Consider the following 18,517-nt stretch of genomic DNA (forward strand, 5'->3'; position numbering starts at 1 on the left):
TAGCCCTTTTACTATTTAACAAAACAAAGATTACTAATTAAATCTTGCTATATCAATATCTCTTTCTAAGGGAGTATTATTTTCTATATTATTAAAAAGTTGTTTAGCAACATAAGGAGCTATCATGACTCCTCTAGTACCTAGCCCATTTAGTACATACATATTTTTATACGTTTTATGTCTACCTACAAGCGGTCTTCTGTCTGTAACGGTTGGTCTAATACCAGCAACTTGATGTACTACTTTAAAATCGCATTTTAAAAAGGTTTTAAGCTTTTTTAAAAGCAATTCTTTAGCCTCTAAGGTAATTTTGTTTGTTTTATCTTTCCAATCATAGGTTGCACCTACAGTATACAAATCATTACCTATAGGAATTAAAAACACACTAGATTTTAAAACATAGTCAATTTTTAAATCTGGAGCATATATGGTTAATAATTCCCCTTTTACTTCTTTTAACGGAAGGTTTTCAAAGTACTTATTTTTTTTCACACCAAAACCTTCTGCAAAAACAATATGCTTTGCTGCAATAGCATTATATTGAAATGTATCCTTTATAACTAATGCATCATAGTTAAAACTTTCTTCAAGCAATTGCTTGTTTTTGGTTAAGTGTTTTTTATAGGTTTCAATTAACAACTTGGTATCAATTCTACCTGTTTCTAAAACTTTACCGAAACTAAAATTTGCATCAATAGCTTTATTTGTATTTTTAATTAAGGTTGTAGAAAGGTATTTAGATAGTTCTGGTTTATCGGAAGCTGTAAACCAATCATTTTGTTCTTCCACAGAGGTAAAACGTCTGTATACTGGTGTTTTAAAATCTAAAACAATATTTAATTCTTGTTCAAGTTTATGATATATTGGTAATGCAAGTTCTAATTGTTCCTGGCTTTTCCATACCGAAGTAAAACGTTTTAAAACAACAGGATTATATAATCCTCCTGCTACTACAGAAGATTGTTGTGATGTATTATCTAATACTACAAACGATTTATTGTGTGCTTTTAATTGTTCACAGAAATGCACTCCTGCTAAACCACAACCTACTACAATATAGTCTACATTTTTCATAAGTACAAAAGTAATATAAAAAAGGAGTTACCCATTAGTAGAAATAAAAAACGCTCACTAAAAGTGAGCGTTTAAATTATATAAAAATGTGATTAATAAGACCACATGTCCATTTCAAAGTTTCTGATTTTATCTTTAATTCTATCAGATTCTAATAATTGCATTAAAGCATTTTCTGTAATATACTCATCAACTGTTCTATCACCATAAACGTTTTCTTCTTTATACACATAGCCGTTAAAACGTCTTGAGTTTAAGATATGATCAAATGAAAATGGTACAGCACTGTTTTTATTATTAAATGCTTTAGCTTCATGTAAAACCTCTCTTGCATCTGGAAAAAATATCCAATATAAAGGGTTTGGTTCTTTATTTTCTTCGTCATCACTATCAATAAAGTTTACATCTGGTGCTGCTGGAGCAAGACCTAATAATCTAAATTTTAGTTCACCTTGACGTTTATCAAAATACCAAAGACCTTTAATTAAATATGCACTTACATCATAAGAAGCGATTTCTCTTTTTGTAATATATTCTGCATCTACGTAACCATCCGCATTTAATTGATCATAACCAATATCTAAAGTATCTACTTTACTCGTTATATCTTTTAAATCTTTTAAACTACGTTTTGCAGTAAAATAAGAATCGTCATAAACATTTTCAATTTTACCTTCTTTGATTGCTTTAGTTAAAACATCATATAAAGAACGTCTGTTGCTTCCAATGTTATTTGTATCTACAGGGTAGTATAACGGAAAGTTTACACGTTCATCTAAAACCACTTTTTCCCAAGTCATTTTAGAGTACATAATGTCTCTATCATCTACATAACCATATTCTAATGGTTTGTCGTTATCTACTGCTTTTTGTGCTTCAGTTCTAACTCCTATCTCTTGAGGTGTTTTCGCATTTAAAATATTTGCCTGCGAAAAACCTGTAGTTGTTAGTGCTACACTAAAAATGGTTAATAAAAAAGATTTATAATTCATCTTACAATAATTATTTTTAATTAATACTACTATAAAGTTGGTTTAGTTAGATAACTCTATAATAATTGGTGCTGCTGGCTTAATTCTTGGTCCATTACTTTTTGATTTAATATCAAATATTTGAACATCTGATCCACGCTTAGCTTTACGTAAAGCAGCTTTTGCTTGAGAATTAAGTTTGTTTCCTGAACAAGTAACACTTGGTGAACCAGGAACTTTAAATTTAAATGATGTTACAGTTAAAGGTAAATCGAAATCAAAGTCTTCTAAAACAGCCTCTACTCTACCAATTTCTACATTGTTTCTTGGTAATGAGAATTGTCCAGTTTTACCAACCATTTGACCTGAAGGCTTAGGAATATCTTTAATTCTAAATGTTTTACTATCTCCAACAGATTTACCGTCGTCTAATTTAGCAGTTACTTTAATTGTAACCTCTTTACCTGTAGTAGGCACCATGTTGTATTTTCCTGTTCCAGAACCTCTAGTTAAACCAGTTCCTGTTGCAGATACTTTATTATCAGGTACTCCAGCAAAAGAGATTGTCATTGGGTTTACAACACCACGATAAACAACATTCATTTTGTCTGCTGAAATAGTTGCAGAATTAGGTCTTGGTACTACCACGTAGTTAGCCTCGATAGGAATTGGTAATTCTTTACCATTTTCAATAAAGGTAAACTGACCATCAATAGTATGTTCTCCAACATTTCCTACATTGAAATCTAATTTTGCAGCTCCTGTTGAATCAATAGCTGTAGCTAAATCAATCTCTTCTCCTTGTACAACTAATTTTGTTGGTGGTACGTTAGCGTATTTACCAATTACAACTCTACCTTGAAATTTTTCTCCTGCAAAGAATGCAGATTTATCAGCTAATACAATTGCTTTATAGTTGTTTAAAGTAGTAGCTTCTGTTAATGTTTTACCTAAAAACAGGTTATACATGTTAGCTTCTGTTACTTTAACATCATTTTGCATTGCAGTTAACTTAGTATATGATGCAATTGCTGGAAATCCTTGGAAATTATAGTTTAACCAATCAATTTTTTTACCGTCTTTATTTGTTACTTTTTCAGTACTAAACGTTTTTTCAAAAGCCTCAGCTGCTCCTCTATAAGATTCATCTGTAGCTAACACTTTTTTAACTTCAGATTTATAAAGGTTAATTTGATCCATTACCTCCTGACCTTTTTTAGTCAAACGATCACCAGTAAACCAAGCTTCATCTAGGATATCAGTTTTATCCATAGATTCAAAAGGTAGTTTTCCTGTTTTAGGATCTATTTTATATTGCCCAGCTTTAATAAGGTCTGCTTTAACACTTTCTAGATATTTAAAAAATTTATCTGAAGCGATTTGTATTTGTTGCGCTCTTGCTGCTGGAACTTTAAATTCTTCAGGTTTTTCTTCTCCTTTAGTTATTAAATCTCCTAATAAAGCCTCATTTCTATTAGTTGTAGCTTCGTTAGAATCTGCAAATTTTGCTTCCATCAATCCGAACGCTGAAAGTACTTCTTTTGACATATTCATAGCCATCATTGCGATGAATACTAAATACATCAAGTTAATCATTTTCTGCCTTGCAGATGCTTTTCCTCCTGCCATTTTTAATTAGTTTTTTATTGGTTAATAATATAAGTTAATAACAAATACTAATTAGTTTTTGTTCATTGCAGAAAGCATTCCACCATATACTCCATTTAAAGAAGATAAGTTTGAAGCTAAAGATTGCATTTGCTCTTTTAATTTAGCAGCATTTTCAACAGCTTCTTCATTAATTGAAGCTTGTCTAGTAGCGCTTTCCATTTGTACTTTGTACAGGCTGTTTAAAGATTCCATTTGTGCAGCAGCTAAAGACATTTCTTCGCTATATTTCTTTTGTGCAGCAATACCGTCTACGGTTGGAGAAATACCTTTTGCAGCTCCTTCAAAATTTTTGATGCTTGCTCCTAAGCTAGCCATTAATTCTCCATCAATTTTAGCATCCTTTAATAAGTTGTCTAATTTTTTAGATAATAATCCTTCTGCTTCACTTTCTTGAGGCGCTGCTTTTACTTTCTTAGCACCTACTGAAGCCCCTCCAGCTAATTCTGGATATACTAGAGACCAATCTAAATCACCTGCTTGTCTTTCAAAAGCAGAGTATGTAAATACTAATGCTTCTACAATCATACCTAATGTAAGGATTTCAGAAGCGTAAGGCCAGTGCTGAATTTTAAATAAAGCTCCAACAATTACAATTGCTGCTCCTAATCCGTAGATCATATTAGTTACTGTGATTTTACCTTTTTGTGCCATAATTTTAATTTGTTTTTAAGTACTTAAATACTTTAAGTTGATTATTATTTATAATTAATTTGGTTAGTTTTTTTTAGTTATATTATCTAGCGTTAGCTGTAACATCTGTTCCCATATAATCTTGAACAGTTCTAAATCCTATATAACTTCTTGCAGAATCTGCATATTCATAATCTCTAGAACTTACTTGTAAATAATAAGCAACATCTTTCCAAGACCCTCCTCTTACCACTTTACGTTGGTTATTTACATCGTTAACACTAGGGTTTATTGTAGATACGTATTCATAAGAACTAGGATCATAAGAAGCACTTACCCATTCTGACACGTTTCCTGCCATGTTGTATAAGTTAAAATCATTTGGCTCATAAGATTTAGCTTCTACAGTGTATAAAGCTTGATCTGCAGCATAATCACCTCTTAATGGTTTAAAGTTTGCCATAAAACAACCTCTATCATTTTTAGCATAAGGTCCTCCCCAAGGAAAAGTTGCTCCTTGTAAACCTCCTCTTGCAGCATATTCCCATTCTGCTTCAGATGGTAATCTGTATTCATTAACGTATTGTAGGTTTTTCTCTTTTCTGTATGCGTTGTGATATAAAGTTCTCCACTCACAGAAAGCTTTTGCTTGTTTCCAAGAAACTCCTACTACAGGATATTCTCCATAAGCATCATGCCAAAAGTAGTCGTTATGCATTGGCTCATTGTAAGAGTATGCAAAATCTCTAATCCAAGCTGTAGTATCTGGATAAATCTCAACAGCTTCTGTAATTAAAAACTCTGATCTCTTCTTTCCTTTATTACTAACTCTTGCTGCTTTTTCAATATCCATATAAGTATATTGAAATTTAAATTTTGACACATCCCAAGTACGTTGCCCATTGTAAGATTCTTCAATAGGTAAATACATAGTATCCATTACCTCTACATAATATTCATCTGGATATTCTGAAGTATCTAAAATTAAATCTACATCGTGATTTAATTTTCTACCTTCATAACCAGTTTCACCCATTCCACTGTAGTTATCATACATATATTGTTCATATGCATTCATATTTTCTGGATCTGCATCTTTAAAAGCAAATTCACCAATACCACCATCTCCAGGAGTTGCTCCTACTTCATCTGCTAATATTGCAAGTTTAGTTCTAATAGTAGAATCTCTTACCCATTGAACGAATTGGCGATATTCACTATTTGTAATTTCAGTTGCATCCATATAGAACGATCTTACTGTTACCGTTTTAGTTGGTGCATCTTGTATTCCAGCTAAATCATCATCAGATTTACCCATAATAAATGCTCCTCCAGGTATTAATTCCATACCATATGGCTTTTCAGGATGCCACTTCTTTCCTTTAACACCAACTAGCTGTCCTCTGTCACCAGAACCACAACTTGAAAGGAATGCTAAAACTACTGTTAATAAGAGAAAATTCTTCATATTCATTGAAAACTCGAGGTTAATTATTCTGTGCTCAAAATTTAAGAGCGTAAACATATTTATATATTTTTTAAAAAACAACTTTTTTGTGAAAAAAAAATACGGTTCGTCGTAAAAATAAAACATTTAAACGACAAAACTATAATTTTAACACGTAAAAACCGCTATACGCAATTCTTCTGAAATGCTTTGTACCAACGTTCTGGTAAAATATTGTTACAAGCGTCTATATAATCTTGGTGCATGCAAGGTAATAACGTATGTCTTTTTAATTTATTATTCATTTCATTTAAAAAAGGTATTTCTATCCACCATCTACCTGTTTTTATGCTTTTATAAAAGATTAAATCTTGATCATCAATTAGGGTAATAAACTTCTGATAATTATTTTCATTTTTAAAATCACCATCATCACTAACTCTACAATTTACACCTTCTACAAAGTACCATATAATTTGTGAAATAAGCATTGCTGTTATTTCATCATCTTTAGATGGCTTATATTCCCAAATACCTAAAGAGGTAACTTTATTACTTATTCCTGCATAACGAGAAATAGCACAGACTTCTTTACCATCTAAACCATTTGGTGAATCTTTTTGATTTAAACTTACTTCTGATGATTTCACAGCTCTTAAATCTATACTTACAATATTTGCATCACGCATTACAGGTTCTACAATGGTAATATCATTGGATACTTGACCTAAACGATAGGCGTCAAAGTACAACTTTTCCATCAAATCTATCTCTTCTTGCGAATTAAAATATGTTTGATAGCCAATTGCTGAATAATTGAAAAGGTTAAATGGCTGATCTAGTATAATTTTACCAACAAAACTATTGTTTTTAATAGGTTTTGCAGAATCACCTAAATCAAATTTAGAATCTACATTAACAACATTAACCATAGGTATAATATTATCATAAGCACGATAATTGGCATATGTTAAATCCTGGCTTCCTCCTATAATTATAGGAATCACTCCTTTTTGCACTAAAATAGCGATTGTAGTTTTTAAAGCAAAGTAAGTATCTTCAACAGATTCTCCTTTATTAATATCTCCTAAATCGGCAATTGTTGTATTCCAACTACCAGGAAAGAGAGTATAGAAAGATTTACGTATTTCGTTTAAATTAAAATCTTCTCCTATATAGTTGATATCATTTCTAGTTTCAAGCACACCCAAAATAGCAAGTTGCACTCCTTCTAGATCTGGAACTCCTTGTTGTTTAGAATGTATTTTTAATTTTCGACCTAAAGCTTGTTCTGGCAATAATTCATTATGCGCTAAAACGATATCTGAAACTGGTGAAAGAAAATTAAAATTCATGAACTACTTATTTCTTTTTTGCGGTTGTTTTTTTCTTTGCTGGCGCTTTTTTCTTAGCTACTTTCTTTTTAGGTGCATTTTTTTCGATGATACCCTTGACTTCTTCTAAAGTTAAAGCTGCAGCATCTGTTGTTTTAGGTAATTCAATTTTTACTTTACCTTGTAATATATTGAATCTTCCCCAACGTGCTTTTTCAACTCGAATGCCGTCATCTTCCCAGTTATGAATAACCTTATCTATTTCTTTTTGAATCTTAGCTTCTATTAATTCTACAATATCTGCATCTGATAAATTATCCCAATCGTATTTTTTGTTTACATTAATAAACATATTGTTCCATTTTATAAATGGACCAAAACGACCTTTTCCTTTTTGCACTGGTAAATCTTGATAATGATAAATTGGCGCGTCTGCTTTTTGCTTTTCTTTAATTAAAACAATAGCATCATCTAACTCTACTGTTAATGGATCGGTTCCTTTTGGTAGCGAAACATAAGCAGCTCCAAATTTAACATAAGGCCCAAAACGACCATTATTAACCTGTACTTCTTCGCCTTCAAAGGTTCCTAAATCTTTAGGAAGCTGAAACAAATCCATTGCCTCTTCAAAAGTAATAGTCCCTAATTGTTGATCTGGACTTAAACTAGCATAGGTTGGTGTTTCTTCATCATCTGGCTCTCCCATTTGCACCATAGGTCCAAATTTACCTAAACGTACACTAATACGTTTTCCTGTTTTTGGATCTTTTCCTAAAATACGTTCTCCAGATTCTCTTTCGGCATTTTCTTGTACATCGGTCACTTTAGGATGAAAAGATTTATAGAAAGACTTCATCATTTTTTTCCAATCCTTCTTTCCTTCAGCTATATCATCAAACTGATTTTCTACTTTTGCAGTAAAATTATAGTCTAAAATACTTTCAAAATGATTTACTAAAAAGTCGGTAACGATCATACCAATATCTGTTGGCACCAATTTTCCTTTATCAGATCCTACTTTTTCTGTTAACACGACATCTTTAACATTGCCGCTTTTTAATGTAAGTTGGGTATAATCACGTGCAACACCATCAACAGTTCCTTTTTCTATGTAGTTTCTATTTTGAATTGTAGAAATAGTTGGCGCATATGTAGATGGACGACCAATACCAAGTTCTTCTAATTTCTTTACTAAAGAAGCTTCTGTAAATCTTGCTGGTGGTCTTGTGTAACGCTCTGTTGCTGTAATGTAATTATTTAAAAGTGTTTCATTTACTTTCATTGCAGGCAACATACCATCTTGCTCTACATCTTCATCATCTGTTCCTTCTAAATATACTTTTAAAAACCCATCAAATTTAATAACCTCTCCGTTTGCAGTAAAGATTTCACTGTTTTTTGAAGATTCTATCTTCACATTGGTACGCTCTAATTGTGCTTCACTCATTTGTGATGCAATAGCACGTTTCCAAATTAAATCGTACAATCTTGCTTGATCTCTATCAATATTTACAGAGTGCGTTGCAAAATTTGTTGGACGAATAGCTTCGTGTGCTTCTTGAGCACCTTTAGCTTTTCCTTTATAATTTCTTGGCTTACTGTATTTTTCACCATAAGCACTTTCAATTTCTGCCTGTGCTCCTTTTCTTGCTTCATCAGATAAATTTACACTATCTGTTCTCATATAGGTAATTAATCCCGCTTCATATAGACGTTGTGCCATATTCATGGTTTTACTTACCGAAAAATATAATTTTCTTGCTGCTTCTTGTTGTAATGTAGATGTGGTAAAAGGTGCTGCAGGTGATTTTTTTGCTGGTTTTTTCTGCAAATCTGCCACCTTAAAATCTGCCGCTGCATTACTTTCTAGAAACGCATAGGCTTCTTTTTTTGTAGCAAAATTCTTTGGTAGTTTTGCTTTAAAAGACTGGCCTTCTTCATTAGAAAACTCTGCGTCTATTCTATATGATGCTTCTGCTTTAAATTCTTGAATTTCTCTTTCTTTTTCAACAATTAGTCGTACAGAAACCGATTGTACACGTCCAGCCGAAAGACCTCCTTTTACTTTACGCCATAAAACAGGAGAAAGCTCATAACCTACAATTCTATCTAACACTCTACGTGCTTGTTGCGCATCTACTAAATGATAGTCAATACTTCTAGGGTTTTCTATTGCTTTCTGTATTGCTGTTTTAGTAATTTCGTGAAAAACAATACGCTTTGTTTTTTCTTTATCTAGTTTTAAGGTTTCTGCTAAATGCCATGCAATCGCTTCTCCTTCTCGATCCTCATCACTAGCTAGCCAAATAACATCTGCTTTTTTTGCTAAGTCTTTTAGTTTTTTTACTACTGCTTTTTTGTCTTTAGATACTTCATATTTAGGGTTAAAATCACCATCTACATCTACTCCTAATTCTTTAGACGGTAAGTCTGCAATATGCCCAAAACTAGACTCTACTTTATAATCTTTTCCAAGAAATTTTTCAATAGTTTTTGCTTTTGCAGGTGACTCTACGATAACTAAATTCTTCGCCATATTTCTATTTTTTCAGAGTGCAAAGGTATGCGAAAAAAAATTCACGTTCCTAATTTATTCTATTTTGAGCTATAAATTCTCAATAAAACTAATAAAAAAAGCCTGATTTAACAGGCTTTTAAAGATTTTACAAGTATTTTAAAAATTTTCTATTTGCTTATTTTCATCTTCTGCATTAAAACCAACAGACTCCTTATATATATAATATGCAGGAATGTATGCAAAGGATGCTGTTATAAAAACACCTACAAAACACATAATCATACCAACTATAGAAGCCAAAATAGAACTGATAATAATTAAACCAAAAGTAATTAGCCATTTTTTATTACCTAAAACAAAACCAGATTTAATTATTTCTGAAACCGATTGCTCAGGATTAAATGCAAAAATGACATTCATTAAAGTTATTGGCACTATTACATAAAAAATAGGGAGGTAACATAAAAGTATTGCTGCTAATGATATACCAAAAGTAGCAAGAGATAATTTTATTAACTTACTTAGGTATGGTTTTCTTAAATAAAAGAAATAATCCTCTTTACCTGCTTCATCTAAATCTTTCATTTTACAAATTCTGTAAAAACCTGCTCGCATACCAAACGAAATTACTGAAGCAATTAAACCAAACACTAACATAAACAAAAAGAATGGAAACATTAATATCGGGTTAAACGCACTACTTTGACCATAGGTATTAGATTCAAACATATATGGATCTATTATTCCTGCTCCAATTAAAGGCAAATACATTAATAAATAAAAAGGTAAAATAATCAATATGCTTAGCAAGATCATAACCATACCTTGTATCCATACTTTTTTAAAAAGCTCAATACTTTTATTAAATATATCTCCAAAATCTAATGTTTTGGCATTTTGCACTCTACTTTCAAATTCCTGAAACTTCATTATTCCTGTTATTGGTTAGTGTTTCAAAATTAAACAAATTAATAACATTAGATAAAAAAATACACACTGTCACTTTGTCACTTTACTTAAAATAATCATATCTTTGCATACTTATTGACATGGATTAAAATAAAACATTTTTTGCCTAAGCTAAATTAAAGCAAAGCTTAAAAGCAAAAAAACAAGACACCTGTATGTACAGGCTTGAATATGGAAAAGACTATAGACGAAAGCAAACAAGGTGAAAACCTTGTTCTAGAGAATAAAGAAGGAAATACGCGCAAACTTTTTATTGAAAGTTATGGCTGTGCTATGAATTTTAGCGACAGTGAAATTGTTGCTTCTATTCTATCTAATCAAGGATTTAACACTACACAAAACCTTGAAGATGCAGATTTGGTTCTGGTAAATACCTGCTCTATTCGTGATAAAGCAGAACAAACGGTAAGAAAACGTTTAGAAAAATATAACAAGGTTAAGAAAAAAGTAAACCCAAACATGAAAGTTGGGGTTTTAGGCTGTATGGCAGAACGCTTAAAAAGCAAGTTTTTAGAAGAAGAAAAAATTGTAGATCTTGTTGTTGGCCCAGATGCTTATAAAGACTTACCAAACTTACTAGCAGAAGTTGATGATGGTAGAGACGCTATAAATGTTATCTTATCTAAAGAAGAAACCTATGGCGATATATCACCTGTACGTTTAAATACTAATGGCGTTACAGCATTTGTTTCTATTACACGTGGTTGTGATAATATGTGTACCTTTTGTGTAGTTCCTTTTACAAGAGGAAGAGAACGTAGTCGTGACCCTCAAAGCATTATAGAAGAAATAAACGACCTTCATAACAGAGGCTACAAAGAAATAACCTTACTTGGCCAAAACGTTGATAGCTATTTATGGTATGGTGGAGGTTTAAAAAAGGATTTTGCAAAAGCTACAGACTTTCAAAAAGCAACGGCTACTAATTTTGCAAAGCTTTTAGAACTATGTGCAGAAGCACAACCTAAAATGCGTATTCGTTTTTCTACTTCTAATCCGCAAGACATGACTTTAGACGTGGTAGAAACTATGGCGAAATATGAAAACATCTGTAACTATATTCATTTACCTGTACAAAGCGGAAGCGACAGGATTTTAAAAGAAATGAACAGACAACATACGCGTCAAGAGTACATGGAGCTTATAGACAATATTAAACGTATTCTTCCTGAATGTACTATTAGCCAAGATATGATTACAGGTTTTCCAACAGAAACCGAAAAAGATCATCAAGATACCTTGAGTTTAATGCAGTATGTAAAATATGCATTTGGTTATATGTTTGCGTATTCTGAAAGACCAGGAACCATGGCAGAACGTAAGCTAGAAGATGACGTTCCTTTAGAAGTAAAGAAAAGACGCCTACAAGAAGTCATTGATTTACAGCTAGCGCATAGTTTAGAAAAAACCCAATCGTTTATTGGTAAAACCGTAGAAGTTTTAATTGAAAAAGAAGCCAGAAAAGGCGATCAGGATTGGTCTGGAAGAAACAGCCAAAACCTACTTTGTGTTTTTCCTAAAGAAAACTATAAAGTTGGAGACTTTGTAAACGTAAAAATAACACGAGTTACAAAAACTACTTTAATTGGTGAAGCAATAGGTTTAAGCACTAATAATTAAATAAAACATGACAAAAAACTAAAGCTTTTTTGTTTATTTAAAATATTTTAAAAAATAGAAATCTAGGCCTTATAAGTCTAGACTCTAGCATCTAAATATATGGAATCTATACAATCTATAAAACAACGTTTTGGTATCATTGGTAATGATGCAACACTTAACCGTGCCATAGAAAAAGCCATACAAGTTGCACCAACAGATATTTCGGTATTAGTCACTGGTGAATCTGGAGTTGGTAAAGAGAGTATTCCTAAAATTATACATTCGCTCTCTCACAGAAAACACGGTAAATATATTGCAGTAAACTGTGGAGCAATACCTGAAGGAACCATAGACTCTGAGCTTTTTGGTCATGAAAAAGGAGCTTTTACAGGAGCAACAGCAACTAGAAATGGGTATTTTGAAGTAGCAGACGGAGGAACCATTTTTTTAGATGAAGTTGGTGAACTACCATTAACTACTCAAGTACGCTTACTGCGTGTTCTTGAAAACGGCGAGTTTATTAAAGTTGGTTCTAGTAAAGTACAAAAAACAAACGTACGTATTGTTGCTGCAACAAACGTAAACATGTTTGAAGCCATTAAAAAAGAAAAGTTTAGAGAAGATTTATACTACAGATTAAGCACTGTAGAAATAAACCTTCCTCCGCTTCGTGAACGCAAAGAAGACATTCACTTATTATTTAGAAAATTTGCTAGTGACTTTGCATTAAAATACAAAATGCCAACCATTAAACTGTCTGAAGATGCAGTACAAATACTACTTAAATTTAGATGGTCTGGTAACATAAGACAATTACGAAATGTAGCGGAACAAATTTCTGTTTTAGAACAAAATCGCACTATAGACGCTATCACTTTACAAAGCTACTTACCAACAGGAAGCACTAATTTACCTGCTATTATTAAAAACACCAAAGCAGAAAGCGATTTTAGTAATGAGCGTGAAATCTTGTACAAGGTTTTATTTGATATGAAATCAGATTTAAACGATCTTAAAAAGCTTACTATGGAACTCATGAAAAATGGTAATGCTACCGAAGTACAAGAAAAAAACGAAAGCTTAATTCAAAAAATATATGGCAATGAAGAAGATGCAGATTATGAAGATGCAAAAGAAGAAAATGTAGAATTGCTATCTATTCCAGAAAACACAAATTCAGAAAGCATACAAGATACTGCAGATAAATATCATTTTGCAGAAGAAATTGAAGAAGAAGAAACCCTTTCTTTGCACGATAAAGAATTAGAATTAATAAAAAAATCTTTAGAACGTCACCAAGGAAAACGTAAATTAGCAGCTGCCGAACTGGGTATAAGTGAGCGTACACTTTACAGAAAAATTAAACAATTTGATTTATAACTAAGTTTTTGGTAACTGTTTTAAACACATAACTTATATATTAACACAACTTTATAGACAGCAATTAAGAAGTTTAAATATATTCGTATTACAAAAAGCTTTTAAAAACAGGTAGCTGTAAGCAGAAAAAATAAAAACCAAAAGTACTCTACTTAACTTATCGAAGCGTCTTTAACATATGAAAAACATAAAACGAATATTCCTTTTACTAATTACAACTACCTTTTTAGGTTGTGGTTACTATTCATTTACAGGAGCATCTATTGCCTCAAACATAAAAACTTTTCAGGTCAATTATTTTCAAAATAATGCCATTTTAGTAGAGCCTGGTTTAAACAGAGATTTCACCATTGCATTACAAGATTTAATTACCAATCAAACCAATTTAAGTTTGCTAAACTCCAATGCCGATTTGGTTTACGAAGGAGAAATTGTAGAATACAGAATTTCACCAACAACAGCAACTTCAGAAAATACAGCTGCTCAAAACCGTTTAACTATAGGTGTTAATGTTAGATTTTTTAATAAGAAAAATGAAGAAGACGATTTTGAAAGACGTTTTTCTTTTTATTATGATTATGGTGCAAGCGAACAACTTACAGGTTCTATAAAAACTACAGCTTTTGAAGAAATTTTTGAACGCCTAACACAAGACATCTTTAATGCATCACTAGCTAATTGGTAGCTTAATTATTAAAATATTATTTTTTTGTTTGTTTTAAAAATTCCAAAACAAAAAAATAAAACACTAAATTTAACCAAGCTAATGAACAACACGGACTTTACATACTTAGTACAACATCCTCAAAAAGTTACCGCTTCGCAAACAGAAGCTTTAAAGACACTTCTTGAAGATTTTCCGTATTGTCAATCTGCAAGAGCTATTTACCTAAAAGGTCTAAAAAACAAAGAAAGCTTTAACTACAACCAAGAACTAAAAAAAACAGCAAGCTATACTACAGACAGAAGTATCTTGTTTGATTATATCACATCGCAAGAATTTATTCAAAACGAAATCTCGCAACACATAAAACAAAATGCAGAACACGTAAAAGATATATTAGTAGATGTTGAAGACCTTTCGGTAAACAAAAAAGTTACTTTAGATGATGGATTAAAACAACAAATAAAAGATACAACCGGAGTTTTAGACCCAGATTTATTTCAACCAAAAGTAGAACGAACAAAAATTGCAAGCTTTAACCCAGACACTTCTACACAAAACAAAGAAGAAAAAGCAATAGAAACACCCGAAACCATTGCTGCAAATAAAATTTTAAATATTGGCAAGCCTTTAGAGTTTGACCATAATGAAACACATTCGTTTAACGAATGGTTAAAATTAGCACGCTACACACCTATTCAAAGAGAAGAAAACATAGAAATAACAGAAGAAATAAAAACCAATAGGAAGAAAAAATTTGAACTTATTGAAAAATTTATAACTAAAAACCCCAAACTAAAACCAGCAAAAACAACTAAGGCTAATATTAATATTGCCGAAGAACAAATGATACAACCAGAAGCACTAATGACAGAAACATTAGCGCGAATTTATGTAGAACAAAAAAACTATAAAAAGGCAATACAATCTTATAAAATATTAAGTTTGAAATATCCAGAAAAAAGTGGTTTCTTTGCAGACCAAATTAAAGCAGTAAAACAATTACAAGAACAAAACAATAAATAATAACATGTTTACAGTATTTTTAATATTAATAGTAGTGGTAGCATTTTTACTAGTTGTAGTGATTATGGTACAAAACCCAAAAGGAGGCGGATTATCATCATCATTTGGTGGTGGAGGAACACAACAATTAGGTGGTGTTCAAAAAACTACCGACTTTTTAGACAAAAGCACATGGACGCTTGCAACTATTTTAATTGTATTAATTTTAGTTTCTAACGTTGCTATCAACGGTGGTTCTGCCACTACAGAATCTAAAGCTTTAGATACTGAAAATGTTACACAACCTATAGAAGTACCAACAGCTCCTGCGCAAACAGAAGAAACACCAGAATAAACTATTTTTTTTATAAAATAGCACTAAATGCCAACCTATAAAGTTGGCATTTTTTTTTACCCTAAATTTATTTTAAACATAAAACATTTTAGGTTTCTGAAACTTTGTCAGTCCTACCCTGTTGGCACATTTTTAGCTTGCTATTAAAGCAATAAAATTATTATAACTAAATAAAATATATACAAATGAGTAAAGTAAACATCAAGCCACTTGCAGATCGCGTTTTAGTAGAACCACTTCCTGCAGAAACACAAACAGCATCTGGTTTATTTATTCCAGATTCTGCACAAGAAAAACAACACAAAGGTACTGTTGTAGCAATAGGAACAGGTAAAAAAGATGATCCTCTTACTGTAAAAGTAGGAGATACTGTTCTTTACGGAAAATATTCAGGTAGCGAATTAAAATTAGATGGTATAAACTATTTAATGATGCGCGAAGAAGATATAATGGCTATTATATAAACAAATTCAATTGTCACACTGAGCACTACTAAAGTGACTCTGTGTGATTTTATATTATTAATTTCAATTAAAAAGATTTCTGCTTTCGCAGGAATGACAAATAAAAATTTTTATTATGGCAAAAGACATAAAATTTGATATAGATGCTCGCGACGGTTTAAAACGTGGTGTAGATGCATTAGCAAACGCAGTAAAAGTAACTCTTGGTCCTAAAGGACGTAATGTAATTATTAGCAGAAGCTTTGGAGCACCTCAAGTAACTAAAGATGGTGTTTCTGTTGCAAAAGAAATAGAATTAGAAGATGCGCTAGAAAACATGGGAGCGCAAATGGTAAAAGAAGTTGCAAGTAAAACTAATGATCTTGCTGGTGATGGTACCACTACTGCAACCGTTCTAGCACAAGCAATTGTAAAAGAAGGTTTAAAAAACGTTGCTGCTGGTGCAAACCCTATGGATTTAAAACGCGGTATTGATAAAGCAGTAACTTCTATTGTTGAAGATTTAGAAAAGCAAACTAAAAAAGTTGGTAACTCTTCAGATAAAATAAAACAAGTTGCTTCTATTTCTGCAAATAACGATGATGTTATTGGAGATTTAATAGCTAATGCTTTTGGTAAAGTTGGTAAAGAAGGTGTTATTACTGTTGAAGAAGCTAAAGGAACAGATACTTATGTAGACGTTGTTGAAGGAATGCAGTTTGACAGAGGTTATCTTTCTCCATACTTTGTTACAGATAGTGACAAAATGATTACAGACTTAGAAAATCCTTATATTTTATTGTATGATAAAAAAGTATCTACAATGAAAGATTTACTTCCTGTTCTTGAACCTGTAGCACAATCTGGAAAACCATTATTAATTATTGCTGAAGATGTAGATGGTGAAGCATTAGCAACTTTAGTAGTAAATAAATTACGTGGTTCTTTAAAAATTGCAGCTGTAAAAGCTCCAGGATTTGGTGACAGACGTAAAGCAATGCTAGAAGATATTGCTATCTTAACTGGAGGAACTGTTGTTTCTGAAGAAAGAGGTTTTACTCTAGAAAACACGACTTTAGATATGCTAGGTACTGCAGAACGTGTAACTATTGACAAAGACAATACTACTGTGGTAAATGGCTCTGGAGATAAAGAAATGATTAAAAACAGAGTAAACCAAATTAAATCACAAATTGAAACTACAACTAGTGATTATGATAAAGAAAAACTTCAAGAGCGTTTAGCTAAGCTTGCTGGTGGAGTTGCTGTTCTTTATGTTGGTGCTGCTAGTGAAGTAGAAATGAAAGAAAAGAAAGACCGAGTAGATGATGCTTTACATGCTACACGTGCTGCGGTAGAAGAAGGTATTGTTGCTGGTGGTGGTGTTGCTCTAGTTCGTGCTAAAAAAGTATTAGAAAAAATTACTACTGAAAATTTAGACGAAACTACAGGAGTACAAATAGTAAACAAAGCTATTGAAGCACCATTACGTACTATTGTTGAAAATGCAGGTGGAGAAGGAAGTGTTGTTATTAACAAAGTACTTGAAGGTAAAAAAGACTTTGGTTATGATGCAAAATCTGATGCGTATGTAGACATGTTAAAAGCTGGAATTATCGATCCTAAAAAAGTAACAAGAATAGCATTAGAAAACGCTGCTTCTGTTGCAGGAATGATTTTAACTACAGAATGTGCTTTAATTGATATTAAAGAAGATACTCCTCCAGCAATGCCAGGAGGAATGGGAGGCGGTATGCCAGGAATGATGTAATATAGCAAACACTATTATTACCTTAAATAAACGAATTTATTAGAGGTAATTAAATATAAAAAACGCTTCTAGATTAATTTCTAGAAGCGTTTTTTTATTAAAAATTCTCGTCATTTTTTTTAAACTACTACTTTCAAAAGTATTTAAACAATTCTATAACTTGTATTTGCAAAGCATGTTACATAAAAAAGCCTGAATTTAATTCAGGCTTTTTTTATTACTTTTTCTCTTTTACTCTTTTACTCTTTTATTCTTTATGATCGTCTTTTACTTTTTCATCACGATATCTACAACAAGGATGCACACTATTATAAGCTTCCTCTGTAGCTTTTAAATCTTTAGTATCATGACCTGCTGCAGCAATACCTGTATGAATTTCGTTTAAATTGGTTTTTGTTTCATTATAAATAAGTTGTAATTCATGCGTATCTACACTCCAAATTGCAGATTTTACACCTTTAATTTTAAAGCATGCTTTTTCAATTCTGTCTTTACACATACCACAAACACCATCTACCTCAATAGTTGCTTTTGCGTTTTTGTTTTGAGCAAATGATGTTACTCCTACAAATAATAAAACTAGTAATGCTATTGTTTTTTTCATAATATTGCTCGCCTAAGCGAGTATTTTTTTAATTAAACTTTATTTTTTATTTACTTCTTTTTTAACGTTTTTGCCTTCC

16 protein-coding genes are annotated in these 18,517 nt (G+C 31.7%); 7 read left to right on the top strand and 9 right to left on the bottom strand.

The window, feature by feature from the left end; genetic code table 11:
* Positions 1 to 33: 33 nt before the first annotated feature.
* From KO494_RS09975 to KO494_RS10010, 8 genes are all read right to left on the bottom strand, one after another.
* Positions 34 to 1,074: an FAD-binding oxidoreductase gene (locus tag KO494_RS09975; protein ID WP_215967457.1), complete on the bottom strand. Its 1,041-nt coding sequence runs from the start codon at positions 1,072 to 1,074 to the stop codon at positions 34 to 36.
* A gap of 92 nt (positions 1,075 to 1,166) precedes the next feature.
* The gene (gene gldN, locus KO494_RS09980; RefSeq protein ID WP_215967458.1) at positions 1,167 to 2,066 is read right to left on the bottom strand and encodes a gliding motility protein GldN; all 900 of its coding nucleotides are present in this window, start codon (positions 2,064 to 2,066) and stop codon (positions 1,167 to 1,169) included.
* Positions 2,067 to 2,108: 42 nt separating this feature from the next.
* Positions 2,109 to 3,674 (bottom strand): gliding motility protein GldM, encoded by a 1,566-nt coding sequence (gldM, locus tag KO494_RS09985; RefSeq protein WP_215967459.1) that lies wholly within the window; start codon positions 3,672 to 3,674, stop codon positions 2,109 to 2,111.
* A gap of 51 nt (positions 3,675 to 3,725) precedes the next feature.
* Positions 3,726 to 4,367 (bottom strand): gliding motility protein GldL, encoded by a 642-nt coding sequence (gldL, locus tag KO494_RS09990; RefSeq protein ID WP_215967460.1) that lies wholly within the window; start codon positions 4,365 to 4,367, stop codon positions 3,726 to 3,728.
* Positions 4,368 to 4,449: 82 nt separating this feature from the next.
* The gene (gldK, locus tag KO494_RS09995) at positions 4,450 to 5,820 is read right to left on the bottom strand and encodes a gliding motility lipoprotein GldK (RefSeq protein WP_215967687.1); all 1,371 of its coding nucleotides are present in this window, start codon (positions 5,818 to 5,820) and stop codon (positions 4,450 to 4,452) included.
* A gap of 158 nt (positions 5,821 to 5,978) precedes the next feature.
* Positions 5,979 to 7,148 carry a formimidoylglutamase gene (locus tag KO494_RS10000; protein ID WP_215967461.1) on the bottom strand — a complete coding sequence of 390 codons (1,170 nt, stop codon included), beginning with the start codon at positions 7,146 to 7,148 and terminating at the stop codon, positions 5,979 to 5,981.
* Positions 7,149 to 7,155: 7 nt separating this feature from the next.
* A complete protein-coding gene (gene topA, locus KO494_RS10005) occupies positions 7,156 to 9,663 on the bottom strand; it encodes a type I DNA topoisomerase (protein WP_215967462.1) in 2,508 nt (835 codons plus the stop codon).
* A gap of 138 nt (positions 9,664 to 9,801) precedes the next feature.
* Entirely contained in the window at positions 9,802 to 10,575 is a 774-nt protein-coding gene (locus KO494_RS10010; RefSeq protein ID WP_215967463.1) for a hypothetical protein, read from the bottom strand.
* 210 nt (positions 10,576 to 10,785) lie between these two features.
* Here KO494_RS10010 and miaB point away from each other — a divergent pair, with 210 nt between their 5' ends.
* The 7 genes from miaB (at position 10,786) to groL (ending at position 17,834) form a co-directional block, all read left to right on the top strand.
* On the top strand, positions 10,786 to 12,234 hold the full coding sequence (gene miaB / locus KO494_RS10015) for a tRNA (N6-isopentenyl adenosine(37)-C2)-methylthiotransferase MiaB (protein ID WP_215967464.1): 1,449 nt from the start codon (positions 10,786 to 10,788) through the stop codon (positions 12,232 to 12,234).
* A gap of 99 nt (positions 12,235 to 12,333) precedes the next feature.
* Positions 12,334 to 13,596, top strand: a complete 1,263-nt coding sequence (locus KO494_RS10020; RefSeq protein WP_215967465.1) for a sigma 54-interacting transcriptional regulator — start codon at positions 12,334 to 12,336, stop codon at positions 13,594 to 13,596.
* Between the two features lie 178 nt (positions 13,597 to 13,774).
* Positions 13,775 to 14,281, top strand: coding sequence for an LptE family protein (locus tag KO494_RS10025; RefSeq protein ID WP_215967466.1), 507 nt, complete (start codon positions 13,775 to 13,777; stop codon positions 14,279 to 14,281).
* Positions 14,282 to 14,362: 81 nt separating this feature from the next.
* Positions 14,363 to 15,286 (top strand): hypothetical protein, encoded by a 924-nt coding sequence (locus tag KO494_RS10030; RefSeq protein ID WP_215967467.1) that lies wholly within the window; start codon positions 14,363 to 14,365, stop codon positions 15,284 to 15,286.
* Positions 15,287 to 15,290: 4 nt separating this feature from the next.
* Positions 15,291 to 15,620, top strand: a complete 330-nt coding sequence (secG, locus tag KO494_RS10035) for a preprotein translocase subunit SecG (RefSeq protein ID WP_215967468.1) — start codon at positions 15,291 to 15,293, stop codon at positions 15,618 to 15,620.
* A 185-nt stretch (positions 15,621 to 15,805) separates the two neighbouring features.
* Entirely contained in the window at positions 15,806 to 16,084 is a 279-nt protein-coding gene (groES, locus tag KO494_RS10040) for a co-chaperone GroES (protein WP_215967469.1), read from the top strand.
* A 115-nt stretch (positions 16,085 to 16,199) separates the two neighbouring features.
* A complete protein-coding gene (gene groL / locus KO494_RS10045; protein WP_215967470.1) occupies positions 16,200 to 17,834 on the top strand; it encodes a chaperonin GroEL in 1,635 nt (544 codons plus the stop codon).
* Between the two features lie 247 nt (positions 17,835 to 18,081).
* Here groL and KO494_RS10050 read toward each other — a convergent pair whose 3' ends face one another.
* Positions 18,082 to 18,438 (bottom strand): heavy-metal-associated domain-containing protein, encoded by a 357-nt coding sequence (locus KO494_RS10050; protein ID WP_215967471.1) that lies wholly within the window; start codon positions 18,436 to 18,438, stop codon positions 18,082 to 18,084.
* Between the last annotated feature and the right edge of the window lie 79 nt (positions 18,439 to 18,517).

Origin of the sequence: Lacinutrix sp. C3R15 (assembly GCF_018860825.1) — a bacterium.
Lineage (GTDB): Bacteria > Bacteroidota > Bacteroidia > Flavobacteriales > Flavobacteriaceae > Oceanihabitans.

Excerpts from the sequence above, each read along its gene's own strand:
- groL (WP_215967470.1), top strand. The coding sequence starts at position 16,200 with ATGGCAAAAGACATAAAATTTGATATAGATGCTCGCGACGGTTTAAAA.
- KO494_RS10025 (WP_215967466.1), top strand. The coding sequence starts at position 13,775 with ATGAAAAACATAAAACGAATATTCCTTTTACTAATTACAACTACCTTT.
- gldK (WP_215967687.1), bottom strand. The coding sequence starts at position 5,820 with ATGAATATGAAGAATTTTCTCTTATTAACAGTAGTTTTAGCATTCCTT.
- gldM (WP_215967459.1), bottom strand. The coding sequence starts at position 3,674 with ATGGCAGGAGGAAAAGCATCTGCAAGGCAGAAAATGATTAACTTGATG.
- KO494_RS10020 (WP_215967465.1), top strand. The coding sequence starts at position 12,334 with ATGGAATCTATACAATCTATAAAACAACGTTTTGGTATCATTGGTAAT.
- topA (WP_215967462.1), bottom strand. The coding sequence starts at position 9,663 with ATGGCGAAGAATTTAGTTATCGTAGAGTCACCTGCAAAAGCAAAAACT.
- KO494_RS09975 (WP_215967457.1), bottom strand. The coding sequence starts at position 1,074 with ATGAAAAATGTAGACTATATTGTAGTAGGTTGTGGTTTAGCAGGAGTG.
- gldN (WP_215967458.1), bottom strand. The coding sequence starts at position 2,066 with ATGAATTATAAATCTTTTTTATTAACCATTTTTAGTGTAGCACTAACA.
- groES (WP_215967469.1), top strand. The coding sequence starts at position 15,806 with ATGAGTAAAGTAAACATCAAGCCACTTGCAGATCGCGTTTTAGTAGAA.
- KO494_RS10030 (WP_215967467.1), top strand. The coding sequence starts at position 14,363 with ATGAACAACACGGACTTTACATACTTAGTACAACATCCTCAAAAAGTT.
- gldL (WP_215967460.1), bottom strand. The coding sequence starts at position 4,367 with ATGGCACAAAAAGGTAAAATCACAGTAACTAATATGATCTACGGATTA.
- secG (WP_215967468.1), top strand. The coding sequence starts at position 15,291 with ATGTTTACAGTATTTTTAATATTAATAGTAGTGGTAGCATTTTTACTA.
- KO494_RS10050 (WP_215967471.1), bottom strand. The coding sequence starts at position 18,438 with ATGAAAAAAACAATAGCATTACTAGTTTTATTATTTGTAGGAGTAACA.
- miaB (WP_215967464.1), top strand. The coding sequence starts at position 10,786 with ATGGAAAAGACTATAGACGAAAGCAAACAAGGTGAAAACCTTGTTCTA.
- KO494_RS10000 (WP_215967461.1), bottom strand. The coding sequence starts at position 7,148 with ATGAATTTTAATTTTCTTTCACCAGTTTCAGATATCGTTTTAGCGCAT.
- KO494_RS10010 (WP_215967463.1), bottom strand. The coding sequence starts at position 10,575 with ATGAAGTTTCAGGAATTTGAAAGTAGAGTGCAAAATGCCAAAACATTA.